Below are 26,368 nucleotides of genomic sequence, written 5' to 3'. Positions count from 1 at the left end.
CACTCCGTCATCGCGAGCAAGCTCGCTCCCACAGGGTGGTGATCCCACAGGGTCGTGCGATCAGTCCTCGAGTGCGCGGACCCGCTCGTGGCGTTGCTGCTCTTCAGGCTGGGCAGACGACTGCAAGGTGAAGTCGAACTCGATTTCGGCAAAGCGACCGCTCACACCATGGGCCGCCGCGCGCTGCTGATCGTCACTGAAGGTGATTTTGGCGATCAATTCGTCGCGGGTGGCGTAGGCGAAATCGTCATGCAGGTACTGATCGCCGTCGAGGTTGATCTGGGTGGTCAGGTGGCGATGATCCGGCGCGGAAATGAAGAAGTGCACGTGCGCCGGGCGCTGACCATGACGACCCAGTTGATCGAGCAGTTGCTGGGTCGGACCGTCCGGTGGGCAGCCATAGCCCGAGGGCACGATGCTACGGAAACGGTAGCGACCTTCGGCGTCGGTCACGATGCGGCGACGCAGGTTGAATTCCGACTGCGTGGTATCGAAGTACGAGTAGGTGCCACCGGTGTTGGCGTGCCAGACGTCTACCACGGCGCCAGCCAGGGGTTCGCCAGCGGTGTTGAACACGCGGCCCTGCATGAACAGGGTCACGCCCGGATCGACGCCATCGTCGAGGCGCGCTTCGCCCTCGGACAGCGGCGCACCGGCCACGTACAGCGGGCCTTCGATGGTGCGCGGCGTGCCGCCGGACTTGCCGGCCTGTTCGTCTTCGGCGTCCATCAACAGGTCGAGGTAATGCTCCAGCCCGACACCGGCCACCAGCAGCCCCGCTTCCTGGCGCGCACCCAGCACGTTGAGGTAGTTGACGGCTTTCCAGAACTCTTCCGGGGTCACGGCCAGGTCTTCGATGATGTTCACCGAATCACGCAGGATGCGGTACACCAGCGCCTTGGTCCGTGGGTTACCGGCGTCGTTGAGCAGGCCGCTGGCTTCTTCGAGAAATTTCTGGACTTCGGCAGTGTGGGAAATCTTGACGTTCATTCTGGGTTCCTCATCTTGTAATTATTAGCGTAGCGCGCTGAACAGGCTGGGCTCAGCGGTCATCGTCACGGATGGAAGAAGGATGCCGGCACATCGCGTCGATCTCGATGGCCATGTACGGAAACAGTGGCAATTGCATCAGCAGGTCATGCAGTTCCTGAACGCTGTCGACATCGAACACGCTGTAGTTGGCGTAGTGCCCGGCGATGCGCCACAGGTGGCGCCACTTGCCCTGCTCCTGCAGGCGCTGGGCCAGGGCTTTCTCGTCAGCCTTCAATTTGGCCGCCGCTTCGGGATTCATGTCGACCGGCAGGTTCACGGTCATTTTTACGTGGAACAGCATAATGCTCTCCTCAGGCTTGATGAATGGCGGTGGATGTCTTGTCGCGGCGGAAGAACGCCAGGCGCTCTTCATCCAGGCTCAGGCCCAGACCCGGGGTGTTCGGCACATGCAGTTCAAAATCGCGATAGACCAGCGGTTCGCTGAGAACGTCTTCGGTCAGCAGCAGCGGGCCGAACAGCTCGGTGTCCCACGCCAGTTTGTTCAGGGTGACGAAGGCATGAGCCGAGGCCATGGTACCCAGGCCACCTTCAAGCATGGTGCCGCCGTACAGGGCGATGCCGGCCGCTTCGGCGATGGAGGCGGTGCGCAGTACGGCACGTGGGCCACCGTTCTTGGCGATCTTCAGGGCAAATACCGAAGCGGCACCTTCGCGGGCCAGGTTGAACGCATCTTCCACGCATTCGATGGATTCGTCGGCCATGATCGGCGCCGGGCTCATGGCATTCAGGCGGGCCATGCCGGCGCGGTTGTTGCGCGAGATCGGCTGTTCGATCAGGTCGATGCCGTTGGTTCCGAGGATCCGGCAGGCACGAATCGCGACGGCTTCGTCCCATGCCTGGTTGACGTCGACCCGCACACTGGCGCGGTCACCCAGGGCTTTTTTGATGGCGATAACGTGGGCCAGATCGCGATTGACCTCACCGGCACCGATCTTCAGTTTGAAGATGCGGTGGCGGCGCAGGTCGAGCATTTTTTCCGCTTCGGCGATGTCTTTTGCGGTGTCGCCGCTGGCCAGGGTCCAGGCCACGGGCAGCGCGTCGCGAACCCGGCCGCCAAGCAATTCGCTGACCGGCAGGCCGAGGCGTTTGCCCTGGGCGTCGAGCAGCGCGGTTTCGATACCGGATTTGGCGAAGGTGTTGCCACGGATGCTGCGCTCCAGGCGCAACATGGCGGCATTGACGTTGCCGCTGTCCTGGCCCATCAACAATGGTGCGAAGTGCGTGTCGATGTTGGTCTTGATGCTGTCCGGGCTTTCATTGCCGTAGGCCAGGCCACCGATGGTGGTGGATTCGCCGATGCCTTCGATGCCGTCGGCGCAACGCACGCGGATGATCACCAGGGTCTGGTTCTGCATGGTGTGCATCGCCAGCTTGTGCGGGCGGATGGTCGGCAGATCGACGATGATCGTCTCGATCGACTCAATGGCTGTTGCAAGCATTTCGATACCCGTCAGGTTCTTGGAGTTCTGGAATCGATTCTCGTACGGCTTTTTTCGCGATGCCAATATAGAATTGGTCTGACTTGATACCTTAAAGGTATGCAACTGATCAGCATCTGGAGGCTCCATGGAACTGCGTCACCTGCGTTATTTCCAGGTATTGGCTCAATCCCTCAACTTCACCCGCGCCGCAGAGCTGTTGCACATCGCCCAACCGCCCCTGAGCCGGCAGATCCAGCAACTGGAGGACGAACTGGGGGTGATGCTGTTGGAGCGCGGCCGACCGCTGAAGTTGACCGACGCCGGGCGGTTTTTCCATGAGCACTCCACCGCCCTGCTCGAACAACTGAACAAGGTCTGCGACAACACGCGGCGTATCGGGTTGGGTGAAAAGACCTGGCTGGGTATCGGTTTTGCGCCGTCGACGCTGTACGGCGTGCTGCCGGAACTGATCCGCCGCTTGCGCAGCGGTGAGCCACTGGAGCTCGAGCTGGGGCTGTCGGAAATGACCACGTTGCAACAGGTGCAGGCGCTCAAGGCCGGGCGCATCGACATCGGTTTCGGCCGGATCCGCATCGACGACCCGGCCATCGTCCAGACCGTGCTCACCGAAGACCGCCTGGTTGCCGCCCTGCCCGCCGGGCACCCGCTGCTCGCCGGTCCCATCAGCCTGCGGGAACTGGCCAAGGAACCCTTTGTGCTGTACCCCGGCAACCCACGGCCGAGTTACGCCGACCATGTGATTGCCCTGTTCGAGTCCTATGGCGTGCGCATCCACGTCGCGCAATGGACCAACGAGCTGCAAACGGCGATCGGTCTGGTGGGGGCAGGCATCGGGGTCACACTGGTGCCGGCCTCGGTGCAATTGCTGCACCGCGACGACATCGGTTTCACGCCATTGCTGGAAGACAACGCCACCTCGCCGATCATTCTCAGCCGACGGGTGGGCGATGTGTCGCCAGGGTTGAACCATTGTTTGCGGATGATTGATGAGCTGTTGCCACCGGCGATTTAAGGCAATAAATACCTGTGGCGAGGGAGCTTGCTCCGCAGGGGCGCGCAGTTGCCCATCTGCACGTTTTCTAATGGGCGTTTGCGCCCCAGATCCAGTTCCAGAACCCCGGCAACTCGACCGGCTGCGAATCGTCGCGCACGGTTCGCGCCATGGCCGCGCGCTGCAACGCGGACTGATCCTCGTAAAACGGCTTGTCGGCGGTTTTCACCCCGGTCTCCCGGGCGCTGTCGAGCAGGATCTGCAGGTATTCGCGGGTATGCCGGGCGGTATAGCGGTTGAGGTCGTGGAAGGTCACCACCACCGGAATGACCCCATCGACCACCGGCAATTCGCCGCGGGCAATGCGTTCGCGAACTTCAGACATCGAGCGCAGCATGTGCGAGCGGCGCYGGGGGCTGGCGTTGAAGCCCCAGATCTTGCCGTCATTGGCGCTCAAGTCGGTGAGCAGCACGTGCAGGCCATGCCGCTGATAGGCGGCGAAGGTGCGTTTGTCGTAGTTCCAGAATGGCGGGCGCAGCAGAACTGGCGGGGCACCGGTAATCGCGGCGATGTCGGCGCTGCCATCGGTCAGGGACTGTTCCAGCTCCTGGGGCTCCAGCGAGCGATGATTGGTGTGCCAGGGCGTGGCGGTGTGGAAGCCCAGGATATGACCTTCGGCGTGTTCGCGGCGCATGATGTCCCGACCCAACTCGCTACCGCCGGCTCGCGGCGCACGGGTTTGCACGAAGAACACGGCTTTGATGCCCGGTTGCAGCGGGTTTTGCGCCAGGCTCTCGAGCACCGTGACGGTCGGATTCCACCAGCTCGATGCACTGGGACCGTCATCGAAGGTCAACAGAAAGCGGATGGGGGGTTGTGCACTCAGACGCTGTTCGGTCTGCGGGGTCATTTCGATGGGCGCCGCAATGCACCCCAGCAGACCTACTGCCAAGGCGCACACCGTTAAACACTTGAACAACTGTTTCATCTTTTGCCTTGGGTCAGACCATCACGGTCGCTGCTTCAACTGGCAGGAATCCTTCGCCCGTTCATCCGTCGCTGGCCCGCATCGAGACGGCGGGCCGAGGTTGGATAAGGTACACAGAGTTTGGTTCCAGTGCTTGCCAAGCCCGTTTCGTCGCCACCAACTAAACTGAAAAAAATGCTCAACCAGGGTGTCAGGCCATGTGCGGACGACTGTCGCAATACCGTGGAATCCACGACTTCGTGGCGGTGCTGAGCATCCCCGACGCGCTGATCAACCGCGTCGGTAACGAACCCTTGGCGCACTACAACGCCGCGCCCACCACGCCACTCGCCCTGCTGCATCTGGAGAACGAGCGGCTTCATGCCGACTTGGTGCGCTGGGGTTGGCGACCGCACTGGGCGACGGATCGCACGGAGCCGGTCAATGCCCGGGTCGAAAAAGTCGCCCACGGTCCGTACTTCCGGGCGATCTGGCCCCATCGCGCGATCTGCCCGATTGATAACTGGTTCGAATGGGTCGACGCCGGTGACGGTAACAAACAGCCGTGGTTGATCCGGCGACGGAACCGGGCTCCGGTTTTCTGTGCGGCGATCGGCCAGTACCCCATCGGCGGAGCCCCTCACAGAGAGCACGACGGTTTCGTGATCCTGACGGCCGACAGCGCAGGCGGCATGCTTGACGTGCATGACCGACGACCGGTGGTGTTCTCACCCGAGCTGGCGCGGGAATGGCTGGACCCGGCCACGCCCAAGGAACGAGCCGAGGAAATGGCGTTATCCCAGGGCGAGGTCAGTGATGTATTTGAGTGGTACAAGGTCGACAAGGCCGTTGGCAATGTCAGGAACCAGGGCGCCGCGCTGATTAAAGAAATTCCATGAACCTGTCAATAACGACAAAGCCCCGCTCAATGGCGGGGCTTTGTCGTATTCGCGTGCCGGTCAGAACTTGCGGTCAGGCTCTGACAGTTCCTTACCGTCGTCAGGATGCTTCCAGTCCGGTACCGAACGTTTCTGCTGCTCAATCTCTTCTTCCGTGGGTTCGTCCTCGTCTTCTTCCAGGTCCGGTTGCTTGGGTTCATTGGCCATGTTCACCTCGCTTCCTGAAGGGATCGGTCATCAACTTAAGCTTAGATCAGTTCCCCTGCCCCGCTCAAAGCCACCAGCGCAACAAAAAGAAGAAGCCCATGCTCAACAGCATGCTGAGCAACGTATTGCGCGTGTAAACCACCAGCCCGACCGCCACCAGCGAGCTGATCAGATAGGGATTGTCCCAGTGCAGGTTCAGCTGTTTTTCCGGCATGAACACAATCGGCCCACAGATCGCGGTCAACATGCCCGGCACGGCAAACCCGAGAAACTGCCGGGCATTGCTGCTCAAGCGCACCGGCAATCGCGGTTCCAGAAAAACATAGCGGTTGAGGAACACCAACACGCCCATTCCGACAATCACTGCCCAGACCATCATGTGCGTCCACCGTAGAATTTATTGCAGACAAACCCCGCGGTCATCCCCGCCAGCCCCGAGAGCACCAGCGCCGAGCCCCATTGCCAGTAGCTGAACAGCACCGAACAGAACAGCGACACCGCCACGCACACCACGGTCGGCACGTTGCGCACCACCGGGGTGATCAGGGCAATGAAGGTGGCCGCGATGGAGAAATCCAGGCCCAGGTGCTCAAGGCCGGGAATGCTGCTGCCAAGCACAATCCCCGCCAGGGTGAACAGGTTCCAGGCGATGTAGAACGTCAGGCCCACGCCCAGGGCGTACCAGCGGTTGAACTGCTGTTTGTCGTGCTGGCTGGTCAAGGCGAACAACTCGTCGGTGAGCAAAAAACCCAGGCCCGCGCGCCAGCGCCCCGGTAAAGGAGCAATCACCGAGCGCATGCTCATGCCGTAAAGCAGATGCTGGGAGGTCAGCAGCAACGTGGTCAGCAAGATCGAAAAAATCCCGGCACCGCCCTTGAGCATGCCAATGGCCACCAGTTGCGCGGCGCCGGCAAACACAATGCCCGACAAACCCTGACCTTGCAGGGGCGTGAGGTTGGCTTCGATGGCCATGGATCCGGCCAGCAAGCCCCAGGGCGCGGTGGCCAGGGACAACGGCATGATCGCCGCAGCGCCGCGTAAAAAGGCACTGCGGGGCATGAGTGAGTTGGACATAACGTTCTACAGACAGGGAAAGACCCCGGACTGTGCCAGCAGTCGCGGCCCAAGGCTTGAACAATCTTGCTCAATGATACGACTGTGTGCCATTCATCGGCTGCCCGCTTGATTCAGCAAAGTGGTAACAACATGATGGCGCTGCATTTTCATCGAGGCAGGCCCTTCATGAGTTCAGTGGATACCGACAGCGACGTTTATAAAACCCTGCTTGAGTCGACCCGGGCGATTCCCTGGCGCATCGACTGGAAAACCATGACGTTCAGCTACATCGGACCACAGATCGAAGAATTGCTGGGCTGGAAGCAGGACAGTTGGGCGTCGGTCAACGACTGGGTCGAGCGCATGCACCCGGATGATCGCGACTACGTGATGGACTTCTGCGTCTCGCAATCGCGCGCCGGTATCGATCACGAAGCCGACTATCGCGCACTCACCGAAAGCGGCGAGTACGTGTGGATCCGCGATGTGGTGCACGTCGTGCGCAAGGGCGGTGAAGTCGAGGCGCTGGTGGGCTTCATGTTCGATATCAGCGAGCGCAAGAAAACCGAAGAACACCTGATCCGCCTGCAAAAGCAGCTTGAAGAGTATTCCTTCCAGGACGGCCTGACCGGCATCGCCAACCGGCGCATGTTCGACACCGTGCTGGAACGCGAGTGGAACCACGCCCAGCGCACCGGCCTGCCATTGTCGGTGCTGGTGCTGGATATCGATTACTTCAAGCAATACAACGACCATTACGGCCACATCAAGGGCGACGAATGCCTGCGCCGCGTGGCCCAGACCTTGTCCCTGGCGGCGAACCGGCCACGGGATTTCATTGCGCGGATCGGCGGTGAAGAGTTTGTCTGGCTGCTGCCGGAAACCGATGCCGAGTCCGCGCGGATGGTGGCGCACAAATGCCTGCACCTGATTCGCCAGCAGCAGATTCCCCATGAGTTTTCCAGGGTGTCGAACTTGCTGAGCGTCAGCCTCGGTGCCGGCACCACCGGCGTTTCAGTGCATGCCACGGCGCTGGAATTCGTCGAACAGGTCGATCAGCTGCTCTACAAGGCCAAGCACAATGGCCGGATGCGCGCCGAGTTCGCTGATTTTCGTGGTTGACAAACGGCGCGCCGGCTCTTAAAACTGGGCGCCTCACTCAGGGTGTAAGCAAGTATGTCCGCAACCTTCAACCTCAACACTTCCGTCATTGGCTTGATTGCCAAGGCGCAAGGTTGCGTTGCGCACGCCCTCAAATCGAAGAAACAGTCGCTCATGTGACCGGGGCGCGCTGTCCCGTCAGATGAGCTGACAGGACATTGAGCGCGACGGACCACCCTCCCCTTGCTTACTCTCCTTCCATGCCCCTGACGGTGACGAAATCGGTCAACCATCAGGAGAAAGTGCATGTCTGCGTTTCAAGGTATCTGGGTTCCACTGGTCACACCGTTCCATAACGGCGCCATCGATTTCGCCGGCTTGCGGCGGCTGGTCAGCCATTTGCTGGAAAAAGGTGTCGACGGCCTCATCGTTTGCGGCACCACCGGCGAGCCGGCGGCGATGGGCAAACATGAGCAACTGGCGGTGCTGGATGCCGTGCTGGAACTGGCGCCGGCGCAACGGGTGGTCATGGGCCTGGCCGGAAACAACCTGACCGAGTTGTTGCAATTCCAGAGCGAGATCCTCGAGCGCCCGGTGGCTGGCCTGCTGGTGCCGGCGCCGTATTACATCCGACCGTCCCAGGCCGGCCTCGAAGCGTTTTTCCGCACGGTCGCCGATGCCTCCAGTGTTCCGCTGATTCTCTACGACATCCCTTACCGTACCGGCGTGGCCTTCGAACAGGCGACCCTGCTCAACATCGTCGCCCACGAGCGCATCGTCGCCATCAAGGATTGCGGCGGTAATTTTTCGAACACCCTCGCCTTGCTCAACAGCGGCCATGTCGACGTGCTGTGCGGCGAAGACAACCAGATCTTCAACGCCCTGTGCCTGGGTGCCAAAGGCGCGATTGCCGCGTCGGCGCATGTCCATCCCGAACTGTTCGTGCAATTGCACCGGCAGATCCGCGACAACCAATTGGCTGAAGGCCGCGCCACGTTTTTCCGTTTGCTGGCGCTGATCAACAGCCTGTTCCTGGAGCCCAACCCGGCCCCGGTAAAAACCGCACTGGCCCTGCAAGGCTTGATCGGTGACGAACTGCGCGCACCGATGCAGCGCAGCAGTGAATCGATGACCGAGCGTTTGAAAGGCGTGCTCAGCGCATTGGGCCGCGACAATCGATAGAGCGCCCGTCACCGGCCCGAGTACCATGGAGCGATTCGTTCAGCCTTCAGGGGCACCGACATGCTGTACCGAATCGCCGCCGACGGGCTGATGCTGTTTCACTTGCTGTTCATTGTGTTTGTGTTATTCGGCGGGTTGCTGGTACTCAAATGGCGCCACCTGATCTGGTGGCATCCGCCCGCTGCGCTGTGGGGTATGGCGGTGGAATTCTTCCACCTGCCCTGCCCGCTGACCGACTGGGAAAACCACATGCGTCATGGGGCCGGGCAATCCGGCTATGGCGGTGGATTCATCGAGCATTACATTTGGCCGGTGATTTATCCGGCCGGGCTGACGCCCGGCATTCAGTTGGGATTGGGCGCCGTGGTGTTGGTAATCAACGTGCTGGTCTATCTTCGATTGATCCGGCAATGGGCTGCCTGAATCTTCAACCAGCCAGACGGTCGCGCCCTGGGCTGATGGCTGGTTCAGGGAACGGACCGGTTTGCCTGACGCCCGCCCCTCAGTTGGCAATCACGCTCATGTTCCGCCCACTGGCCTTGGCCACGTACAGCGCCTTGTCTGCCGCACCAAACAAGTCTTCGGGGCGGACCTGGGAATCGGCATTGCTGGCACACACGCCGACGCTGACAGTCACGGTACCTTGCGGGCTGTCACTATGAGCAATTTCGGCCTGTAGCACCGCGCGGCGGATTTTCTCCGCCACCAGAAATGCCCCCACGTAATCGGAGCCAGGCAGCACCACGGCGAACTCTTCGCCACCATAACGGGCGGCCAGGTCACCGGGGCGCTTGATGTTGTCCGTGATGATCGCACTGACCTTGCGCAAACACTCATCACCGGCCAGGTGGCCGTAGCGGTCGTTGAACGGTTTGAAATGATCGACATCGATCATCAGCAGCGCCAACCCGGCCTGGCTGCGTCGGGCGCGCCCCATTTCGGCATCGATGAAAGCGTCGAGCTGACGCCGGTTGGCCAACCCCGTCAGCCCGTCCTTGAGGGCCAGGCCCTCGAGGTTGCGATTGACCTCCAGAAGCTTGTCCTGGGTGTCCAGCAACTCGACCTGCACCAGATTCTGCTGCTTCATCAGCTTGATAAGCCGCAACCCCAGTACCCCGAGAAAACTCAGCAACAGCGTGACGATGCAGACGCTGAGCAGGGTTTCCCGGCGCCAACCGGCAAGCACTTCATCCTTGTTCAGCGCGGTAAAAACGATCAGCGGATAATCCTCGACCCGGCGGTACCCTATCACCCGCTCGACACCATCGACAATCGACCTGATCGTCGCCGTACCCGTGTCGCCCTTGGGCAACAACTGAGTGAACAATGGGCTCTTGGCGAGGCTGGAGCCGATATCCGTCTCCTTGAAGGGTCTGCGGATGACAATGCTGGAATTGTCGGCGATCAGGTTGATCACGCCATTACTGCCCATGTCGATGCTGTCGTAGAGTTGCAGGAAATGGCTGAGGTAAATCGTCGCCAGCGCCACGCCGGCAAAGCTGCCATCGGGATGATTGACCCGGCGCGAAACCGTCATGATCCATTCACCGGTTGAACGGCTCTTGATCGAAGGCCCGATGTGCGGCCCGCGGCTGGGGTTGTCGCGATGGAAGATGAAGTATTCGCGGTCGGAATTGTTGACGCCGGTCTGGCCGGCGCCATTGGAGTTGGCGATCCACTGCCCTTTTTCGTCGTAAACGAACAGGCCGTGGAGCTGGCTCAACTCACGGCGCTGGACGTTGAGCAATTTTGGCAGCCGGGATTGATCCACTCCTTCGTGCTCCAGACGATCGACCAGGGTGAACAGCAGCGTGTCGGCCTGCTTGATCGTTGCCTGCGCTTGCGAGGCCAGGCTCTGCGCAAGGTTGGACATCTCCACTTCCTTGTCATGCAGCAGGTACTGGCGTGAACTCCAGACCTCCCAGATCACGATAGCCATCATCGACAGGCACACCGCCGCCAGCAGGATCACCGCCGAACGGAGTTTGAGTCGGGGCACGGCTGGCCGGAGCATTTCAATAGGATCGTTGATCGACGGATGTCGCATGGTGCTCCCTGATTGTCTGTGACAGGGCGAGTCTTCCTGATCGCCGCTTTAGCTCACTATGCCTGCTACAGGCCTGCAATGATGTTAGCGCGTCGCCTGCTTTACCGCCTCCAGCCACGCCGGATCAAGCCACGTCTGCCCGGGATCGATGCCCAGCGCTTGCATCCGCGCCTTATGTTGGTCCATTTCGTGGATCAACTGGCCATGGTCGCTTGAGTTACCATCGAGCTGATGCATCTGGTTCAACCCCAGATGGTAGAAACGCAACAGCTTCATGGCAACCGGATCACCCTGTTCCACGGCCGCCGTTACATGATGCATGACATTGGTGATGCTCATCAGGCTACGCTTGAGCTGCCAACTGTAGACCGCCGGCGCCATCCATGCCTGGCGCCAGAATACTTTGCGCATCAGCGCCGCCATCGCCAGCACGGCCACAAACACGCCACCGACGTTGAAGCGCAGATTTTCGCCCCCCGGCGTGCCGAACAGAGCCACCGCCGCCGTGGACAGAATCATCGCCAGCGCCAGAAAGATCAGGGCAATGATGACCGTGCTGCGCCGCGTCTGTTGCCGGTAGGTGTCGGCGTTCATCGGCTGGATTTCGAACATTGCGTCGGGTTTCCTGAGCTTCAATGGTAAAAAGGGGTCCGGGACAAAAAGACAGCAGGCCATTATCGCCTCTGCGAGGGATTTAGCTATGCTGGGGCTTCTTTTCATCTGTTCATCGTCAGCGGGGGACATGGCGAGACCATGCAGTTCGTGCCATCTTCTTTCATGAATACACATTATTCGGATGTCATTCGTGGTTGCTGTGTGAATGACATCGTTTTAAGGATCATTGAATGACCCAACGCCAAGTTATCGACGCCTCCGTCAGCCCCAAAGGCAGCCTGGAAACGCTCTCGCAGCGGGAAGTCCAGCAATTGAGCGAAGCCGGTTCCGGCAGCACCTACACCCTCTTCCGCCAGTGCGCCCTGGCCATCCTCAACACTGGCGCCCATGTCGACAACGCCAAGACCATTCTTGAAGCCTATAAAGATTTTGAAATCCGCATTCACCAGCAGGACCGCGGCGTACGCCTGGAACTGCTGAACGCCCCGGCCGACGCCTTCGTTGACGGCGAAATGATCGCCAGCACCCGGGAAATGCTGTTCAGCGCCCTGCGTGACATCGTCTACACCGAAAACGAACTCGACAGCCAACGCATCGACCTGAGCAACTCCCAGGGCATCAGCGACTACGTCTTCCACCTGCTGCGCAACGCCCGCACCCTGCGTCCCGGTGTCGAACCGAAGATCGTGGTGTGCTGGGGCGGGCATTCGATCAACACCGAAGAATACAAATACACCAAGAAAGTCGGCCATGAACTGGGCCTGCGCAGCCTGGACATCTGCACCGGTTGCGGCCCCGGCGTGATGAAAGGCCCAATGAAAGGCGCAACCATCGCCCACGCCAAGCAACGCATCCACGGCGGCCGCTACCTGGGCCTGACCGAGCCGGGGATCATCGCCGCCGAAGCGCCGAACCCGATCGTCAACGAACTGGTGATCCTGCCGGACATCGAAAAACGCCTGGAAGCCTTCGTCCGCGTCGGCCACGGCATCATCATCTTCCCGGGCGGTGCCGGGACGGCCGAAGAGTTCCTGTACCTGCTCGGCATCCTGATGCACCCGGACAATAAAGGGCTGCCCTTCCCGGTCGTCCTCACCGGGCCGAAACATGCCGCGCCGTACCTGGAACAACTGGACGCGTTCGTCGGCGCCACCCTGGGCGATGCCGCCAAGCGGCTCTATCAGATCATCATCGATGACCCGGCCGAAGTGGCGCGCCAGATGACCCAGGGCCTCAAAGCGGTCAAGCAATTCCGTCGCGAGCGCAACGATGCGTTTCACTTCAACTGGCTGCTGAAAATCGACGAAGGCTTCCAGCGCCCGTTCGACCCGACCCACGAAAACATGGCCAACCTGAAGCTGAGCCTCGACCTGCCGTCCCACGAACTGGCGGCCAACCTGCGCCGCGCGTTCTCCGGCATCGTCGCCGGCAACGTCAAGGACAAGGGCATCCGCCTGATCGAAGAGCACGGGCCGTACCAGATCCGTGGCGACGCGGCGATCATGCAGCCGCTGGACCTGCTGCTCAAAGCCTTCGTCGCCCAGCACCGCATGAAACTGCCGGGTGGGGCGGCGTATGTGCCGTGTTATCGAGTGGTGGCGTAGCCAATCTGGTCCACACGCTGTGGTGAGGGGGAGCTTGCCCTCTCACCACAATGGATCACCACATCCTGACAAACACAAATTCCTGTGGCGAGGAAGCAAGCTCCCTCGCCACATTGGTGGTGTGAGCCAGAGGACTATTCGTCGGCTGTCGGACCGTCATCGCGAGCAAGCTCGCTCCCACAGGGACCGGGGACATCCGTAAAACTCTGGTCGGCTATCAAGCCGCCATCGCGAGCAGGCTCGCTCCTACAGTTGATCCGGGTATGCCTGCGAGAGATTGGTCGGCTGGCAGGCCGCCATCGCGAGCAAGTCGGATCGCCGCACCGTCGCTCCCACAGAAGAGCAAAAGCAGATCGGCGTACATCCACGCTCTTCACCACTCAACAGGCCGAGCGTTAGCTCGCCTGCAGCTTTTGATCTTGATCCACCCGCCCCCTCGGGAGGCTGAGTGGAGGTGTTCATCCGGGGATTGGCGCGCAGCGCCGTTCGACGCAGTCGAACTCATTGCATGTAGGTCGAAGCGATGCCGACCGGAGGGCAATGCCCCCGGATGAATGCCGGAGCGAAGGAACCCCGAGCCTCAGCGAGGGGCCGGACGTAAGGGGCGAGACTTTTTGGTTCCTTTTGTGTCGTTCGGTGCGTTTGACAAAAGGGACCCGCCGTCAGAGCGAAACCCTAAGCGGCCGTTACCGCAGGAATGGATATGTACTCAGTCAGCAAAACATAGGTCGGCTGTCAGGCCGCCTTCGCGAGCAAGCTCGCGAAGGCCATTCAAGGCTGCAATGCCTGAGGCGAGGTGGACGGGTCTTTCGGCGGCCCGCCGGAATCTTCGAGGGAGACTTTCTCGGCCACGAACTGCCAGTCCTTGTAGCTGGCCATGCCGTTGAAGTCCGACCACTCGCTGGGAAAATTCACCTGCTTGAGCGGCTTCTCTGTGGACGGGCAGTACACACCGCTGATCCGTCCGTCGATACCGCGTATCAGCTCCCATTCGCCACCTGTCATCGGCTCCGGGTACAACCGCCGGATATGGTGCCTGGCCGTCGGGAAACGCTCGTCCTGCAACAGGTCCGCCAGCTCTTTCGGGTACTGGGCCACACCGGGCGAACTGCGGTAATAGCTGCGCAGCGCCTGGGCATATTGCGTACCGGCCCAGAGCAACTGGTTTTCGCGATCGCGGCGCGCAGCGGTGGCCCACAATTCGCCGGCACTGGCCAGGCCCAGGCCCATCACGACGATCAGAAACAGCACACCCAGGTAGGTAAAGCCATCCTGACCCGATGGCTTACCACTCGGAATAAAGGCTGCCATCTCGCGCCCTCCCGCCGGCCCCACTCTTGATATCGGCCACCCCGCCCGCCACGCCATCCGGTGGCGCGACTATGACCCAGGTGTCCTTGCGCTCGGAAATCGGGTCCAGCGGCTGGCTTCGCAGGTAGCGCAGTTCGACCAGCTGTTCGATGGAGTCCGGATAACGCCCGGTGTCTCCATAGTAGTGATCCAGCGCCTCGCGCATGGACGACAGGCTCTGGTGCAAGGTGGTCTCTTTGGAGGCCTCCAGGCTGTTGAAGTAGCGTGGCAAGGCGATCGTCATCAGGGTCGCGATGATTGCCATGACCACCATCAGTTCAATGAGGGTAAAACCCTTTTGCCGACGCATAGGCTCACCACTCTCGGTAGGCGATGCCGTTGAGACCCTTGCCCCGGGCCTTGGAGTAAACGTCATAGACGTCCTGGCCCTCCCGCGGGCTCTCAGCGGAACTGTCATAGGAACGCAGGCCCCAGCCACCTCCGTCATCACGCTTGACGGTTGCCAGCGGGTCACGGGGGATGCGCCGCAGGAAATAGAACTTGGCACCCTTGGCGCTGCGCACGTCACGCACACCATCGACCAGCACATTCAGGTTCGGCGGGTAGCCGTTGCTGTCGAGCGACTTCTCGATGTAGCCGGCGTCGAAGGCGCGTTTGTAGGCATCGATGCCATCGCGGATCTGGTACAGCGCGGTCCGCAGTTCCTGCTCTTTGCCCCGGCGTACCACCGTCTCGGTCAGCGGTGCGGCCATGCCGGCCAGCAGGCTGACCAGGGCGAGCGTCACCACGACTTCGATCAGGCTGAAACCGCGTTGTGAGGCGTTCATGATCAAGGCTTCCCAACAGTAACGGTGGTGGCGATCGGTGCGCTCATGGGGCCGGTCTGAACCGTCGTGCTGCTCATCGAGCGGTCCGGTGCCTGGATGTGCATGCTGGTTTCGGTACCGGTCGGGAATTCCATGTCGGACGGGCTCTGGTACGGCAGGTTGCGCACGATCCGCGGGGTGATCGACAGCACCAGTTCGGACTTGCTGACGTCGTCCTTGTTGCTGCCGAACAGGCGACCCAGGCCGGGAATGTCGCCCAGGCCCGGGATCTTGTTGCCGGTGGCGCCGTGGTCGTTGCGCACCAGCCCGGCGAGGATCTGGGTTTCGCCGTCATGCAGACGCAAGGTGGTCTGGGCGKTGCGGGTATCGACCTGGACCGGAATGGTGCCCTGAGCTGTCGGCGTCAGCGGCGTGGCGTTACTGACTTCCAGCGCGATCTTGATCGCCACTTCGTTGTTCAGGTGCACGATGGGCTGCACTTCGAGCTTGAGACCGACGTCGAGGTAGGTCACGCTTTCGGTGATCACCGGACCCTGGGTCGAAGGCACCGAGGTGGCGCTGATGATTGGCACACGCTGACCGATGTGGATACGCGCCTGTTCGCGGTTACTCACCCGGATCACCGGGCTGGCCAGGGTGTTGACGTCTTTGTCCTGGGCGTTGATCTGGGCCTGCGGCGATGGCGAGATGGTAATCCGGCCGGAATTGATGCCCTTGAGCTGATCGAGAATGGTCACTGGCGAGCCGTCGCTGTTGATCACACCGAAGGTGTTGGGCCATTGCAGGCCAAGGTCGAGAATGCGTTGGCGGGCGACTTCCATCACTTCCACTTCCAGCACCACTTCCGGGTTGGACTGGTCCTGCGATTGCAGGAGCTTTTCCGCCATGCGCACCGCGTCACCGGTATCGCGCATGGTCAGGGTATTGAGGCGCTCGTCAACGAACACGTCGCGGGTCTTGAGCATGGTCTTGATCATGTTCAGCGCCGTGTTGGCATCGATGCTGGTCAGGTAGAAGGTGCGCATCACCAGCTCCTGATAGTCCTTGAGCTTCTGTGGTGAGTCCGGGTAGATCAGCAAGGTGTTTTCATTCACCACTTTCTGATGCAACTGGTTCTGTTGCAGCAACAGTTCCACGGCGTCTTCGATACGCACCTCACGGACGAAGATGGTGGCTTTCATGTCCGGGCGCAGGTCCTTGTCGAAGATGAAGTTCAGGCCGGCGACCTGGGACAGCACTTCGAAAATGGTTTTCAGGTTGGCGTCGCGAAATTCCAGGGTCACCGGCCGGTCCAGGCGTGTACGCAACTGCGGGTACGGCACCACGTTGCGGCTCTGCACCAGGCGGATGCTGTCTTGCAGTTCCAGGGCGCCGTCGTTCTTCGGGTCCAGTTCGAGAATCTGTTTGACCTGGCGGTCGGCACCGTAGATGTCACCGCGACGCAGGTCGCTACGGGCCAGTTCGAGTTTCTCGTCCATGCTGCGCAGGTAGTCGAGCTGACGCAGGGAATCCTGGGCACGGCGGTTGTTCGGTTCAATGTTCAAGACCCGGCTGTAAGTCATGCGGGCCCCGGCGAAATTACGCTGGGCCCGGTCCATGTCTGCCTGGGTCAGCAGCGCCGTCACGGCGCGGGCCCGACCGCTGTTAAGGGCCATGTGCAAATCGGTATCGCGAGGGTTTTCACGCAATCCCTGTTCGATGCGGGCCAGACCGGCTTCGTACTGGCCGGATTCCATCAGGGCGGAAGCTTCGTCCCTGGCGATCTGCGCCGAACTGCACGCGGCCAGCCCTGCACAGAGACACAGGCTCATCAGCAAACGGGATTTGTTCATTCCGTACTCCCCACAGACAAGGTCTGCACTAAATGCAGAGGTAGGTAGACCAGGCTCAGTTCCTCATCGGAAATCCGCTCGATCCGCCAGGTTTCGTCGATGACATCCCCTTTGCGCACGACGTATATTTTTTCGCCGTTCTGCAAAAACACCTGCAGATCGGAACGGTCATCCAGCCTGCCGACAAACTGGAAGGGCAACGGCGGTGCAGTGGGGACTTGCACCACCGGCGCCGCGACGACCGGTTGTTCAGTGACGGTGCCCGGGACCGCCGCCGCTTTCCAGCTGCGGGCGGCGAACAAATCGCCTGCCGGGCTCAGGTCCTTGATCGGCGCTTGCGCCGCGGCGCTCGATGCAGCCGACGATGCGCCTGGGGCATTGCCCTTGGCTGGCGTGGCTACGGTGGCCACCACAGGGTCACTGTCGTCAGCCTGTTTTAAGAATTCGGGGAACCAGGCCAGCGCTGCCGCTACAGCGAAGAACGCGACCCAACCCACCACTCGCTTGGTATTCATCATGACCTCGACAGGTAAAGGGTCATGCGGATCCGCCCGGTCAGTTCGGTATCGGCGATTTTCTTGCGCTGAAACTCCACATCCTCCAGTACCACCGCCGGCAACTGGCCGAGCAAGGCGTGCAGGAAGCGCCGCAGTTGCGGATAGCTGCCACGTACCGGCAGCAGAATCTGATAACGGGCCAGGTGTGTCTTGGGGTCCACGCCCAGAGAGTATTCACCCCGGGACAAGGTGATGCGCTCCTGAGCAGCCAGGGCGTAGATCTTGTCGATGGCCACGGTGGCCTGAGGCTGGGACGGCAACTTGCTGCGGAAATCGTCGAGCTGGCGCTGCGGCACCACCGGCGCAGCCACGGTGCCGTCTTCGACCTTGGCCAGATACTCGGTAGCCTCGCGAGTCTGCTGGCTGAGGCTTTGCAGCGACTCCCAGTCCGGCAGCAACCCGACCAGGCCATAGCTCAGCGCCAGTACCAGCATGGCCAACCCTGCCAGCCCCGGAACGCCCAGGCCTTGCAGGTATTCGTGGACGATCAATTTATGGATTTGCATCGCCGATCTCCCAGGTAGCCGACAGGTTGAACTGCACCGGGTGTTCCGGCACGTTGGCGACAATTTCGTGGCTCAGCAGCGACACGTCGGACAACTCGTCGCTGGCTTCGAGACGGCGGTGGAAATCGAGCATGGCCTCCAGGTCCAGCGCCTCGGCGCTGATCCGCACCTGGCCTTTGCGGGCGTCCGGGGTCAGGGTCAGCAGGGCAATGTTGTCCCGCGGCATGGCTTCGAGGGTGGCGAACAAACGTTCCCAGGGACGGCGCAACTGCTGGGAGACCTTGCGCATTTCGGCCAGGTTCTGCGCCTGCTCGCGGATTTGCGCCGGGGTCAGGCTGAGCTTGCTGCCGGTATCGCCGGTGAGCACCCGCTGCGTGGTTTGCAGGTGGCCTTGCTGTTGTTCGGCCTCGTTGCTCAGGTGCTGTTGCACCAGAATGCACGTGAGTGTCAGCACCATGCCACCCGCCAGCAGGCTCCAGCCCAAGGGACCTGCGCGACGGCGCGGCTGAAAGTCGAGCATCAGGGGGCGCATGTCAGGCCACCGCCCGAGACATGACGTACAGGCAATCGCGAACGGCTGTCCGGTCTTCTTCGAGGTTGCGCAGATGCACACCGGGCACGTCGGGAGGCGAATCAATGCGCGCCGGTGCATGCAGGTAGACATTCAAAGGTCGTTCGCTCGAGCAAGCCTGCAACTGGTTTTCACGGCCGATCAACGCAGTCAGCGCGGCATCACTGTCGCTGCTGCCCACCGAACGCACCGAGGCCCAGCGCCCTTCCCGGGCCAGCAGCAAAACGCTGCGTACCGGTTCGGCGACCACGAACAGGAAGTCCCCGGCATCAAAGCTTTTATCGAAATGGTTGAACGCCGCCATCAGGTACGGCTGCACCGAACGCAGGCGCAATCCGCGCGCGCTGACCAGGGTGCGCAGGCGTTCGAGCAAGTCCTGGGGCAGCGCGGTGGCGATGCGGTCGTAACCGGCGGGCTCAGGCGAGAGCACCAGGCTCCAGGGTTGCGTCGGGGCACCGTAGAGGTCTTCGAAACACAGTTGGGCGAAGCCGAGCAATTCGGCCGGGCTGCTGATCTGCTCACTCCAGGGCACCAGGCAATAGCGGCTGAAGTGCCCGGAGATCACCACGGTCAGTTCCGCCCTGGCAACGGTGTGATCGGCCAGCAAATGGTCGAGGGTGTCCAGAGCCACCGTCCAGGCCTGGAAGCCTTCGTCGATGTAACCGACGCTGCCCAGCCAACGGGTTGCACTGCCTTGCCGTTGTCCCAGACCAACACCGCTGGCGCCAAGCACGGCGACGAATTGCTCACGAGACAAAAGTGACACGATTGATCTCCTCGAGAGTGGTCCGGCCTTGTTCCACCATCTCCAGCGCCGACTCGCGCAACAGGCGCAAGCCACGTTTGCAGGCATGGGCCTTGATTTTCGAAATAGGTTGGCGCTCGACGATCATTTGCCGCAGTTCGTCGTCCAGGTGCAGCAGCTCGGCAATCGCGCTACGCCCGCGATAACCGGTGCCCCGGCAATGCCCGCAGCCCTTGCCGTGGACGAACCGGTAATGAGCGACCTTGTGCCGATCAAGCCCCGAGACCTCCAGCTCTTCTTCTGTCGGGCTGTAAGGACTGCTGCAACTGGTGCAGACCAGGCGGATCAACCGCTGGGCCAACACGGCATTGAGTGCCGAGACCAGGCTGTAGGGGTCGATTTCCATCTGGGTGAAACGGCCGATCACGTCGAACACGTTGTTGGCGTGAATGGTGGTGAACACCAGGTGACCGGTGAGCGCCGATTGCACGGCGATCTGTGCGGTGTCCGGGTCACGGATTTCACCGACCATGATCTTGTCCGGGTCATGGCGCAGGATCGAGCGCAGGCCCCGGGCGAACGTCAGGCCTTTCTTCTCGTTGACGGGGATTTGCAGCACGCCCGGCAGTTGATACTCCACCGGGTCTTCGATGGTGATGATCTTGTCCACGCCGTGGTTGATCTCGGTGATCATCGCGTACAGGGTGGTGGTCTTGCCGCTACCGGTAGGCCCGGTCACCAGCACCATGCCATAGGGTTCGGCGGCCAGCCGGCGCAGCTGGCGCAGGGTTTCTTCTTCAAAGCCCAGGGCCTGCAATTGCACGCCACAGACCTTGTCGGCGAGGTCCTGTTTGTCGAGCACCCGCAGCACCGCGTCTTCGCCGAAAATGCTCGGCATGATCGACACCCGGAAGTCGATCTGCCGGCCTCTGATGCCGATCTTGAAGCGACCATCCTGAGGCACGCGTTTTTCGCCGATGTCCAGTTCGGCCATGATCTTGACCCGGGAAATCACCTGCTCGGCGAACTCGCTGCCCTGGATCTTGCTGATGTTGTTGAGCACGCCGTCGATCCGGTACTTGATGACCAGACCGCTGCCGGTGGTGCCGAGGTGGATGTCGCTGGCGTGCATTTTCAGCGCGTCGTACAGGGTCGAGTTGACCAGTTTGACCACCACGCTGGAATCTTCGCTGATGCTGGTCAGGGACAGGCTTTGCAGGTTATCGATCTCGGCGCCGGCGTCGCTCTGGGCGTTGAGCGACTCCACCGCATGGAAGCTTTCTTCGTGACGCGCCAGATAGGCCTTCAGGTCATCGGCATGCACCAGGTACAGCGGCGCGCCTTGCAGGCATTCATCGATCCAGGCCAGGCGCGCACTGTCGAAGGGGTCGGCGAACGCACCGATGACCGCATCGTTATGACGCAGCAGGATGAATTCGCGCTTGAGGCATTGGGCCAGGGTCACCCGGTCGAACACCGGCGTGGATTTGAACAGGCTGTCGGTGTCGAGCACCGGATAGTGCAAGGTGACGCCCAGGCACTGGATGAAGGGCATGGGAGCCAGCTCACTCGACGCTGCGAGGGCATCGAGCATCCGCTCGCCGGAACTGGTCGCCAGGGCCCGGGCCTGGGCCAGTTGTTCACTGGTGAAGCGAGTCGGTACACATTCCGGTTGCGCCGGTTCTATTGCAAGGGATAGACGGTCCATGGCTTGCTCTCCAACGCCCGGGGCTTTGAGCCCTGTCGGCGCGGCGAGCCATTTCGGCGGGGGCCGGAACGTCCTGTCGCGCCACTACTCCCCGGTGAGCAATTGTTCGTCGTCCGGTGCCATGGAGGCCGATGTGTTTTTTCGGCGATCTGCAAGCACCCAACTACCATCGTACAACTGCAGCGGGAAACTTTCGGTCTTGCTCTGGCGTCGTTCGACGAACCCTTCGCAAGTGCTCACACCCGATTTGGGGTCGCGCCGCCGGCCCAGAAGATCAAGCACTGCACGGGCCAACTCCGCCAATGGAAAGGGTTTGAACAGGATATGGCTGACTCCCATTTGCCGGGCCCGCTCGCAGACTTCTGCGGTGGGATGCCCTGTGATCAGCACAAAATGACAAATCCTGTTCTGGCGGACGACATCGAGCACCTGAAAGCCTTCCATATCGGGCAAGCGGTAATCGAACACCATCACATCGGGTGCGAAATCGTCGGCTTCAGCGATTCCTTGCGCACCGTCGTGGGCAATCCGGACTTCCAGCGCTTGCGCCTGCAGGTAACCCTGGAGGTTTTCCGCCAGCAACTGTTCGTCATCAACAACCAGTACTTTGTTTAACAAGGTGGACTCCTTGAAACCTCAGGTCCGGGTTTGAACCTGGCTGAGTGCACGCCTTGACAGGGCTTATGCACACTTCACGCCAGGCTGGGCGCCGGTATTTTCAGGTCTTCATGTCCTTGAATTTAAAAACAATGCCTTCTTGTACAGTCATTCCATCCCCCAAAAACGGGGAAAGCGACCGGATTGGTATTGTCGTTTTTTCCCCAACGTTGGGGAAAACCCCTATTCATCGTCAATTCGCTCGATTCGATTGCGCAAGCGCAATGGCGCCAATGACTTCGTCCCGGTTAAGCGTAGCCGCGCGGCTTCGACAGTGGAAGTGTCTGCACCGGGCACCCACAACGGCAGCGGGACCTGCAAAGTGTTGAGTTTCATGATCGGCCTCCGGTCAGGGCGTTGCAGCAACGGGTTTATAGGGGGCGACCAGATAGAAACGCTGGCCCGGCAGATCCACCGTGACGATATGGGCACCGCTCAATCCCTGGCGCCGGCCAGGACCAAAGCTGATCAGTGGCGTCAGCCCGGTATCGAAGTCATGCAGGCCTTCCAGGGCACTGACCAGTTTCTCGCGGCTGGCATCCCGACCGGCCTGCTTCATGCCTTCGCTGAGCAGCATCATCGAGCTGAACGCGCCCACTTGCAGCACCGCGTGCTGGCCGCCGAGACCCTGCTGTTCGCGTAACCGGGTCAAGGCCAGGCGCCCGGCCAGGGTCCAGTCGCTGGGCACGAACGGATAGGCCAGGAACACCCGCCGGGAAAATCCGTCGGGCACCTGCATCAGATTGCCCGCCACCTGGTTCGAGGCGGCGAACAGGTAAGGTACCTGCCCCGCCGTTTGCAAGCGCTCGGCCAGTAGACTGAAGCCGCTGCTGCTGCCCAGGTAAAACACCGAGCGCGAGCCCAAGGGCAAATCATCCCTGGTCGGGTCGTAGGCTTGCAGACGCACCTTTTGCCAGGCGTGCCCCTGCAAGTACTGGCTGAGTTCCTGCGCCGCCAGCCGTTGGCCGGAGTCGTCCGGATAGGCGATCAGCGTCGGCCCCTGCAGAACCCGCAGGCTGGCACCGGCGTAGTCGGCCAGGGCGATCAATTGCTCGCGAAGCCCCGGCAGCGGTTCGAATATCTGCCGGCTGGTGTGGGGCGTGCCCTGCAAGGACAGCGGCCCGATCAGAGGGATGCCGGCCCGCTCCAGACGTACGGCGAGGTCCACATCCAATGCCGGCGCCAGCGGTGCAATCAGGGCAAATACCTGTTCTTCATCGATCAACCGGTCCAGCGCCTTTTCGGCACTGACGCGGTCGGCGCCGGGGTCGAGGATGGTCAGGCGCAACTGCCGGCCATGAATGCCGCCCGCCGCGTTGATACGCGCCACGCAGCCGTTAAGCACCGCCGCCACCGTGGCACCCTCCTCGCTCAATGGCCCGGAGGCCGGCAACAACGTACCCAGGTACAGACTGTCGGGAGTCAGGCCCGGATCGCGGTCTTCGGCCAGGCGCTTGGCCGGCAGCACCCTGTTCGATGCGCCGCCCCAGGCCATGATCGGTTCGCTGCTGGCGGACACGCCTTCGCGGTACAACCGCTTGCCGGCACTTTCGCTGAGACTCAGCGGCAGCGCCTGGGCACTGAGCGCGATGCTGCCCAAGAGCAGCAGGCCAAGGACGAGGGCAGTATTCATGGCCGTGGCTCAGCGACCGGCCACGGGCATTGTCAGCCACTGCAAGCGCTGGACAATGGCGGCTGCCGGAGCATCGGGACGGATTTTGCTCCAGCGCTTGTTCGCCACGTCACCGACGATCGACTGGGTGGAGTGTTGCTCGGGGGCCGGCACGATCTGGCCGATACGACCCAAGACAAGGTCCATTTGCGCCTTGTCGCCGGTAAGAAAAAACCAGTGGGGCTCATCGACGCCCTGTTTCAAGGTGTAAGCCTTGAGTACCGCCGGGGTGTCCCGCAGCGGATCACTGGTAAGGGAGATAAAGGTGATGCCGCTCATGGCTGATGCTCCATGGCGATGGCGGTGTGCTTGGCGTGGACGTTGCGTTCACCACTGAGCTTCTCGACGGCCCGGGCCAGCTCCGTCGGGTCGGTGAAACCGTAGTAGCGGGTCCAGAAACGGTTGTTGCCGTCCCCCACCAGAATCAGCGGCGAGTGGTTCTCGATGTCACCGCTGTAAGCGCCCAGGCCCATGAGGGTGGCAGTGACCGACTGCGGCGAGCCGGTCAGCCAGCTCCAGCCCGGCCCCTGCTGGAAGGTGCGGGCGTAGTCGTTCAGGCGTTGGGGATCATCACGCTGCGGGTCGATGCTGATCGACACCAGTTGTACCTCGGTGCCGACCCGCGCGCCCAACTGTTTCTGCACCTTGCCCATGATCGAGGACACCACCGGGCAGACCGTGGTGCAGCTGGTGTAGATGAAGCCCATGACCACGATCTTGTTGCTCACCAGGTCTTTTTCCAGGCTGACGACCTTGCCGTCCTGGTCCAGCAGGGTCACGTCGGCAAACTTGATCCGGGCGGTCTCCGGGTTGGCCTTTTTGGCCGCCATGTCGTGCCCGGTGTGCTCGTCCGCCAAGTGAGCCAGCGCCTGGCCGATACCGAAGGCCAACAGGCCGAACGTCAGCAGACTGCGATGCGCGTATCGGTTCATGTCAGCTTCCTCTCAGTGGGTATCGCCGGGAATGACCCGAACACCCGGCGCGACGCCAGACAAGGGTTGACCGGAGGCTTTGTCCGACACTCGAAATTGCACGTCGGCAATGCCGCCCTCACGCAGTACGCCGTCCTTGGCCAGGGGCTTTACATCCAGGGCCACCGAAATCCCGTCACGTTCCAGCGTCCGGGCGCTCCAGGTGTCGGGCAAGGTGATTTCGTTGAGCGCAGTCGGGGGCGCAGTCCGCCATACCCCGAACCCGATCAAGGCCATCCCGAGCATCACCGCGCTGCCAGCGATTGTGGTGGTCCTGTCCATAACAACACTCCTCTCTACCGATCTGTTCCTGTCTTGCCCGACCCTTGTGGAAGCGAGCTTGCTCCCACAGGGGGGTAAGCAAATCAATCAGGGACGGAGCGTGGGATATGCCGATCATGAACTCGGGCCTCATTGCGGGTTATCAGGGAACACCTCTCGACAAGTTGTCCGCAGCAATCCGCATGCCATAAAAAATCACCTTATTAATCAGCTGGATACATTCACGATTTGATAAACGGGGGATATTCCCCACCCGAACCCCCATTTCCTCGCCGGGACCACCACTCCCCACTATTGGGGAAAACCACCCTCTGGGTCTCGATCACAGCGGCGCATCCGCGGACAACCCCTGTAAAAGCCGATAGTGGTTCAGCACGTTGGGCACATAACGCTGGGTTGTGGCGAACGGCGGGATCCTGTTGCCCCGGCTGATCACCGCTTGCGGGCCGGCGTGATAGGCCGCCACGGCGAGGCGGATATCGTTGTCGAACATCGTCATCAGGCTCTTGAGATAGCGGGCGCCGCCCTGGATGTTGGCCTTGGGGTCGTAGGCGTTGGTCACCCCCATTTCGCGGGCGAGGGCGGGCATCAACTGCATCAGTCCGCGAGCGCCCTTGGGTGAGGTAGCACGGGCGTTGTAGCCGGACTCAGTCTTGATCACTGCATGCAGCAGCGCCGCCGGTAGTTCGTTGGCCGTGGCCGCCGCCAACACCAGCTCGGCGTAGGGTTGCGCGGCGATCATCTGCGGTTGCTGGTCGAGGCTGACCACCGTCGCATCAGGCTCATGGATCACCCGTTCATAGTGGCGTCCGGGGCGATGGACATTGGACAGGACATAGTTGCCCTTGGCGTCCAGGGAAACGAACACATCGGCCTGTGCGGCACCGGCGAGCGCGAGTAATCCGAGCAATCCTGCGGTGATGGCTTTCATTATCATGCCTCCCCTGCCCGGCCCCGAAAAATGGGGGTATTGCCCCAATGGCCGGTAGTAAAATAGCCATACGCAAGCACTGTGCCGTAAGTGAAAAGGCCCGCAGCACGGGGGGTGCAAAAGGATGTCCAGTCATGAGCATGGCAATTGCATGCGCCTGTTTAGAGACTCTGCTGTCGACTGAGGAAGGTCATCATGAATCAGCATCTGTGCTATGCCCGGCGCCCCCAAAGCGGGTTCACCCTGCTCGAACTGTTGGTGGTACTGGTGGTGCTGGGACTGTTGGCCGGCATCGTGGCGCCGAAGTACTTCGCCCAACTGGGCCGTTCCGAAGTGAAAGTGGCCAAGGCGCAAATAGAAGGCTTGAGCAAAGCCCTGGACCTTTACCGCCTGGAGGTCGGCCACTACCCGTCGACCGAACAGGGCTTGCAAGCGCTGGTCACTGCCCCTGCCGACGAACCGCGCTGGACCGGCCCGTACCTGCAGAAAAAAATCCCGCAAGACCCCTGGGGCCACAACTACAGCTATCGCTATCCCGGTGAAAACAGCGAGTACGACCTGTTGTCCCTGGGCAAGGACGGACAGCCCGGCGGCGAAGGCGAGAACGCCGAAGTCACCAACTGGAACTGACGGG

30 protein-coding genes and 2 pseudogenes are annotated in these 26,368 nt (G+C 61.4%); 7 read left to right on the top strand and 25 right to left on the bottom strand.

Translation table 11 applies throughout. From position 1 onward, the window contains the following. Positions 1–60 precede the first annotated feature (60 nt). Genes catA through AC1DU9_RS12650 form a run of 3 tightly spaced genes read right to left on the bottom strand, consistent with a single transcriptional unit; the run spans position 61 to position 2,492 of the window. Entirely contained in the window at positions 61–990 is a 930-nt protein-coding gene (gene catA / locus AC1DU9_RS12660; RefSeq protein WP_223463154.1) for a catechol 1,2-dioxygenase, read from the bottom strand. A gap of 52 nt (positions 991–1,042) precedes the next feature. Continuing rightward, the gene (catC, locus tag AC1DU9_RS12655) at positions 1,043–1,333 is read right to left on the bottom strand and encodes a muconolactone Delta-isomerase (RefSeq protein ID WP_008053771.1); all 291 of its coding nucleotides are present in this window, start codon (positions 1,331–1,333) and stop codon (positions 1,043–1,045) included. A 10-nt stretch (positions 1,334–1,343) separates the two neighbouring features. Then, positions 1,344–2,492, bottom strand: coding sequence for a muconate cycloisomerase family protein (locus AC1DU9_RS12650; RefSeq protein ID WP_477810229.1), 1,149 nt, complete (start codon positions 2,490–2,492; stop codon positions 1,344–1,346). Positions 2,493–2,619: 127 nt separating this feature from the next. Between AC1DU9_RS12650 and AC1DU9_RS12645 the strand changes: the two genes are divergently transcribed. After that, on the top strand, positions 2,620–3,507 hold the full coding sequence (locus AC1DU9_RS12645; RefSeq protein ID WP_223463156.1) for a LysR family transcriptional regulator: 888 nt from the start codon (positions 2,620–2,622) through the stop codon (positions 3,505–3,507). A gap of 67 nt (positions 3,508–3,574) precedes the next feature. Here the strand turns inward: AC1DU9_RS12645 and AC1DU9_RS12640 are convergent, their stop codons facing one another. Continuing rightward, complete coding sequence (locus AC1DU9_RS12640) at positions 3,575–4,474, bottom strand: polysaccharide deacetylase family protein (protein ID WP_477810228.1); 900 nt, start codon at positions 4,472–4,474, stop codon at positions 3,575–3,577. A 197-nt stretch (positions 4,475–4,671) separates the two neighbouring features. Here AC1DU9_RS12640 and AC1DU9_RS12635 point away from each other — a divergent pair, with 197 nt between their 5' ends. Continuing rightward, on the top strand, positions 4,672–5,352 hold the full coding sequence (locus AC1DU9_RS12635; protein ID WP_223463158.1) for an SOS response-associated peptidase family protein: 681 nt from the start codon (positions 4,672–4,674) through the stop codon (positions 5,350–5,352). Positions 5,353–5,412: 60 nt separating this feature from the next. Here AC1DU9_RS12635 and AC1DU9_RS12630 read toward each other — a convergent pair whose 3' ends face one another. From AC1DU9_RS12630 to AC1DU9_RS12620, 3 genes are all read right to left on the bottom strand, one after another. Next, positions 5,413–5,559: a hypothetical protein gene (locus AC1DU9_RS12630; protein ID WP_008051909.1), complete on the bottom strand. Its 147-nt coding sequence runs from the start codon at positions 5,557–5,559 to the stop codon at positions 5,413–5,415. Positions 5,560–5,623: 64 nt separating this feature from the next. Beyond that, positions 5,624–5,935 (bottom strand): AzlD domain-containing protein, encoded by a 312-nt coding sequence (locus tag AC1DU9_RS12625; protein WP_223463168.1) that lies wholly within the window; start codon positions 5,933–5,935, stop codon positions 5,624–5,626. Beyond that, positions 5,935–6,633 carry an AzlC family ABC transporter permease gene (locus AC1DU9_RS12620; RefSeq protein ID WP_223463159.1) on the bottom strand — a complete coding sequence of 233 codons (699 nt, stop codon included), beginning with the start codon at positions 6,631–6,633 and terminating at the stop codon, positions 5,935–5,937. The genes AC1DU9_RS12625 and AC1DU9_RS12620 overlap by 1 nt, the downstream gene beginning before the upstream one ends. A gap of 168 nt (positions 6,634–6,801) precedes the next feature. Here AC1DU9_RS12620 and AC1DU9_RS12615 point away from each other — a divergent pair, with 168 nt between their 5' ends. The 3 genes from AC1DU9_RS12615 to AC1DU9_RS12605 all read left to right on the top strand — a co-directional run bounded on the left by AC1DU9_RS12615 (position 6,802) and on the right by AC1DU9_RS12605 (position 9,321). Further along, positions 6,802–7,737: a GGDEF domain-containing protein gene (locus AC1DU9_RS12615; protein WP_477810227.1), complete on the top strand. Its 936-nt coding sequence runs from the start codon at positions 6,802–6,804 to the stop codon at positions 7,735–7,737. A 285-nt stretch (positions 7,738–8,022) separates the two neighbouring features. Continuing rightward, complete coding sequence (dapA, locus tag AC1DU9_RS12610) at positions 8,023–8,898, top strand: 4-hydroxy-tetrahydrodipicolinate synthase (RefSeq protein WP_223463161.1); 876 nt, start codon at positions 8,023–8,025, stop codon at positions 8,896–8,898. A gap of 60 nt (positions 8,899–8,958) precedes the next feature. Beyond that, positions 8,959–9,321 carry a DUF2784 domain-containing protein gene (locus AC1DU9_RS12605; RefSeq protein WP_477810226.1) on the top strand — a complete coding sequence of 121 codons (363 nt, stop codon included), beginning with the start codon at positions 8,959–8,961 and terminating at the stop codon, positions 9,319–9,321. A gap of 79 nt (positions 9,322–9,400) precedes the next feature. On the opposite strand, the gene AC1DU9_RS12600 is transcribed toward AC1DU9_RS12605, so the two are convergent. Both AC1DU9_RS12600 and AC1DU9_RS12595 read right to left on the bottom strand, forming a co-directional pair. Further along, entirely contained in the window at positions 9,401–10,945 is a 1,545-nt protein-coding gene (locus tag AC1DU9_RS12600) for a sensor domain-containing diguanylate cyclase (RefSeq protein ID WP_223463164.1), read from the bottom strand. A gap of 84 nt (positions 10,946–11,029) precedes the next feature. Then, positions 11,030–11,557, bottom strand: a complete 528-nt coding sequence (locus AC1DU9_RS12595; RefSeq protein WP_223463165.1) for a DUF3087 family protein — start codon at positions 11,555–11,557, stop codon at positions 11,030–11,032. Between the two features lie 233 nt (positions 11,558–11,790). On the opposite strand from AC1DU9_RS12595, the gene ppnN reads away from it, so the two are divergent. Beyond that, the gene (gene ppnN, locus AC1DU9_RS12590; protein ID WP_223463166.1) at positions 11,791–13,164 is read left to right on the top strand and encodes a nucleotide 5'-monophosphate nucleosidase PpnN; all 1,374 of its coding nucleotides are present in this window, start codon (positions 11,791–11,793) and stop codon (positions 13,162–13,164) included. Positions 13,165–13,935: 771 nt separating this feature from the next. Here the strand turns inward: ppnN and AC1DU9_RS12585 are convergent. From AC1DU9_RS12585 to AC1DU9_RS12510, 16 genes and pseudogenes are all read right to left on the bottom strand, one after another. Then, positions 13,936–14,475, bottom strand: a complete 540-nt coding sequence (locus AC1DU9_RS12585; RefSeq protein ID WP_223464021.1) for a type II secretion system GspH family protein — start codon at positions 14,473–14,475, stop codon at positions 13,936–13,938. Then, positions 14,450–14,824, bottom strand: coding sequence for a type II secretion system protein (locus tag AC1DU9_RS12580; RefSeq protein ID WP_457266167.1), 375 nt, complete (start codon positions 14,822–14,824; stop codon positions 14,450–14,452). The genes AC1DU9_RS12585 and AC1DU9_RS12580 overlap by 26 nt, the downstream gene beginning before the upstream one ends. 4 nt (positions 14,825–14,828) lie before the next feature. After that, positions 14,829–15,302, bottom strand: a complete 474-nt coding sequence (locus AC1DU9_RS12575; protein WP_223463917.1) for a type II secretion system protein — start codon at positions 15,300–15,302, stop codon at positions 14,829–14,831. 2 nt (positions 15,303–15,304) lie between these two features. Next, positions 15,305–17,134, bottom strand: coding sequence for a type II secretion system protein GspD (locus tag AC1DU9_RS12570; RefSeq protein ID WP_477810225.1), 1,830 nt, complete (start codon positions 17,132–17,134; stop codon positions 15,305–15,307). Then, entirely contained in the window at positions 17,131–17,649 is a 519-nt protein-coding gene (locus AC1DU9_RS12565; RefSeq protein WP_223463919.1) for a hypothetical protein, read from the bottom strand. The genes AC1DU9_RS12570 and AC1DU9_RS12565 overlap by 4 nt, the downstream gene beginning before the upstream one ends. Continuing rightward, on the bottom strand, positions 17,649–18,197 hold the full coding sequence (locus AC1DU9_RS12560; protein WP_108218005.1) for a type IV pilus inner membrane component PilO: 549 nt from the start codon (positions 18,195–18,197) through the stop codon (positions 17,649–17,651). Before AC1DU9_RS12560 ends, AC1DU9_RS12565 begins: the two co-directional genes overlap by 1 nt. Next, the gene (locus AC1DU9_RS12555) at positions 18,184–18,729 is read right to left on the bottom strand and encodes a PilN domain-containing protein (protein WP_223463920.1); all 546 of its coding nucleotides are present in this window, start codon (positions 18,727–18,729) and stop codon (positions 18,184–18,186) included. The genes AC1DU9_RS12560 and AC1DU9_RS12555 overlap by 14 nt, the downstream gene beginning before the upstream one ends. 1 nt (position 18,730) lies before the next feature. Beyond that, the gene (locus tag AC1DU9_RS12550; RefSeq protein WP_223463921.1) at positions 18,731–19,534 is read right to left on the bottom strand and encodes a hypothetical protein; all 804 of its coding nucleotides are present in this window, start codon (positions 19,532–19,534) and stop codon (positions 18,731–18,733) included. Continuing rightward, positions 19,515–21,221, bottom strand: a complete 1,707-nt coding sequence (locus AC1DU9_RS12545) for a GspE/PulE family protein (protein ID WP_223463922.1) — start codon at positions 21,219–21,221, stop codon at positions 19,515–19,517. The genes AC1DU9_RS12550 and AC1DU9_RS12545 overlap by 20 nt, the downstream gene beginning before the upstream one ends. 84 nt (positions 21,222–21,305) lie before the next feature. Beyond that, entirely contained in the window at positions 21,306–21,839 is a 534-nt protein-coding gene (locus AC1DU9_RS12540) for a response regulator (protein WP_223463923.1), read from the bottom strand. A gap of 222 nt (positions 21,840–22,061) precedes the next feature. Beyond that, positions 22,062–22,214, bottom strand: a complete 153-nt coding sequence (locus tag AC1DU9_RS12535) for a hypothetical protein (protein WP_223463924.1) — start codon at positions 22,212–22,214, stop codon at positions 22,062–22,064. A 13-nt stretch (positions 22,215–22,227) separates the two neighbouring features. Further along, the gene (locus AC1DU9_RS12530; RefSeq protein ID WP_223463925.1) at positions 22,228–23,511 is read right to left on the bottom strand and encodes an ABC transporter substrate-binding protein; all 1,284 of its coding nucleotides are present in this window, start codon (positions 23,509–23,511) and stop codon (positions 22,228–22,230) included. A gap of 9 nt (positions 23,512–23,520) precedes the next feature. Further along, positions 23,521–23,823 (bottom strand): annotated as a pseudogene (locus tag AC1DU9_RS12525) (SCO family protein); the annotation flags it as partial. 2 nt (positions 23,824–23,825) lie between these two features. Next, positions 23,826–24,482: an SCO family protein gene (locus AC1DU9_RS12520; RefSeq protein WP_223463926.1), complete on the bottom strand. Its 657-nt coding sequence runs from the start codon at positions 24,480–24,482 to the stop codon at positions 23,826–23,828. Positions 24,483–24,509: 27 nt separating this feature from the next. Then, positions 24,510–24,803: pseudogene (locus AC1DU9_RS12515) on the bottom strand (hypothetical protein); the annotation flags it as partial. 322 nt (positions 24,804–25,125) lie between these two features. Beyond that, a complete protein-coding gene (locus AC1DU9_RS12510; protein WP_477810224.1) occupies positions 25,126–25,734 on the bottom strand; it encodes a lytic transglycosylase domain-containing protein in 609 nt (202 codons plus the stop codon). A gap of 195 nt (positions 25,735–25,929) precedes the next feature. On the opposite strand from AC1DU9_RS12510, the gene gspG reads away from it, so the two are divergent. Beyond that, positions 25,930–26,364 carry a type II secretion system major pseudopilin GspG gene (gene gspG, locus AC1DU9_RS12505; RefSeq protein ID WP_477810223.1) on the top strand — a complete coding sequence of 145 codons (435 nt, stop codon included), beginning with the start codon at positions 25,930–25,932 and terminating at the stop codon, positions 26,362–26,364. The last annotated feature ends 4 nt before the right edge of the window (positions 26,365–26,368 follow it).

The organism is Pseudomonas sp. P4_C1, assembly GCF_056402155.1.
The sequence above is the reverse complement of the archived record's forward strand: the minus strand, read 5'-3'. Positions and strand labels throughout refer to the sequence as shown.

Bases quoted from the DNA above. Each gene is read 5' to 3' on its own strand.
- catA (WP_223463154.1), bottom strand. From the start codon at position 990: ATGAACGTCAAGATTTCCCACACTGCCGAAGTCCAGAAATTTCTCGAA.
- catC (WP_008053771.1), bottom strand. From the start codon at position 1,333: ATGCTGTTCCACGTAAAAATGACCGTGAACCTGCCGGTCGACATGAAT.
- AC1DU9_RS12650 (WP_477810229.1), bottom strand. From the start codon at position 2,492: ATGCTTGCAACAGCCATTGAGTCGATCGAGACGATCATCGTCGATCTG.
- AC1DU9_RS12645 (WP_223463156.1), top strand. From the start codon at position 2,620: ATGGAACTGCGTCACCTGCGTTATTTCCAGGTATTGGCTCAATCCCTC.
- AC1DU9_RS12635 (WP_223463158.1), top strand. From the start codon at position 4,672: ATGTGCGGACGACTGTCGCAATACCGTGGAATCCACGACTTCGTGGCG.
- AC1DU9_RS12630 (WP_008051909.1), bottom strand. From the start codon at position 5,559: ATGGCCAATGAACCCAAGCAACCGGACCTGGAAGAAGACGAGGACGAA.
- AC1DU9_RS12625 (WP_223463168.1), bottom strand. From the start codon at position 5,935: ATGGTCTGGGCAGTGATTGTCGGAATGGGCGTGTTGGTGTTCCTCAAC.
- AC1DU9_RS12620 (WP_223463159.1), bottom strand. From the start codon at position 6,633: ATGTCCAACTCACTCATGCCCCGCAGTGCCTTTTTACGCGGCGCTGCG.
- AC1DU9_RS12615 (WP_477810227.1), top strand. From the start codon at position 6,802: ATGAGTTCAGTGGATACCGACAGCGACGTTTATAAAACCCTGCTTGAG.
- dapA (WP_223463161.1), top strand. From the start codon at position 8,023: ATGTCTGCGTTTCAAGGTATCTGGGTTCCACTGGTCACACCGTTCCAT.
- AC1DU9_RS12605 (WP_477810226.1), top strand. From the start codon at position 8,959: ATGCTGTACCGAATCGCCGCCGACGGGCTGATGCTGTTTCACTTGCTG.
- AC1DU9_RS12600 (WP_223463164.1), bottom strand. From the start codon at position 10,945: ATGCGACATCCGTCGATCAACGATCCTATTGAAATGCTCCGGCCAGCC.
- AC1DU9_RS12595 (WP_223463165.1), bottom strand. From the start codon at position 11,557: ATGTTCGAAATCCAGCCGATGAACGCCGACACCTACCGGCAACAGACG.
- ppnN (WP_223463166.1), top strand. From the start codon at position 11,791: ATGACCCAACGCCAAGTTATCGACGCCTCCGTCAGCCCCAAAGGCAGC.
- AC1DU9_RS12585 (WP_223464021.1), bottom strand. From the start codon at position 14,475: ATGGCAGCCTTTATTCCGAGTGGTAAGCCATCGGGTCAGGATGGCTTT.
- AC1DU9_RS12580 (WP_457266167.1), bottom strand. From the start codon at position 14,824: ATGCGTCGGCAAAAGGGTTTTACCCTCATTGAACTGATGGTGGTCATG.
- AC1DU9_RS12575 (WP_223463917.1), bottom strand. From the start codon at position 15,302: ATGAACGCCTCACAACGCGGTTTCAGCCTGATCGAAGTCGTGGTGACG.
- AC1DU9_RS12565 (WP_223463919.1), bottom strand. From the start codon at position 17,649: ATGAATACCAAGCGAGTGGTGGGTTGGGTCGCGTTCTTCGCTGTAGCG.
- AC1DU9_RS12560 (WP_108218005.1), bottom strand. From the start codon at position 18,197: ATGCAAATCCATAAATTGATCGTCCACGAATACCTGCAAGGCCTGGGC.
- AC1DU9_RS12555 (WP_223463920.1), bottom strand. From the start codon at position 18,729: ATGCGCCCCCTGATGCTCGACTTTCAGCCGCGCCGTCGCGCAGGTCCC.
- AC1DU9_RS12545 (WP_223463922.1), bottom strand. From the start codon at position 21,221: ATGGACCGTCTATCCCTTGCAATAGAACCGGCGCAACCGGAATGTGTA.
- AC1DU9_RS12535 (WP_223463924.1), bottom strand. From the start codon at position 22,214: ATGAAACTCAACACTTTGCAGGTCCCGCTGCCGTTGTGGGTGCCCGGT.
- AC1DU9_RS12530 (WP_223463925.1), bottom strand. From the start codon at position 23,511: ATGAATACTGCCCTCGTCCTTGGCCTGCTGCTCTTGGGCAGCATCGCG.
- AC1DU9_RS12520 (WP_223463926.1), bottom strand. From the start codon at position 24,482: ATGAACCGATACGCGCATCGCAGTCTGCTGACGTTCGGCCTGTTGGCC.
- AC1DU9_RS12510 (WP_477810224.1), bottom strand. From the start codon at position 25,734: ATGAAAGCCATCACCGCAGGATTGCTCGGATTACTCGCGCTCGCCGGT.
- gspG (WP_477810223.1), top strand. From the start codon at position 25,930: ATGAATCAGCATCTGTGCTATGCCCGGCGCCCCCAAAGCGGGTTCACC.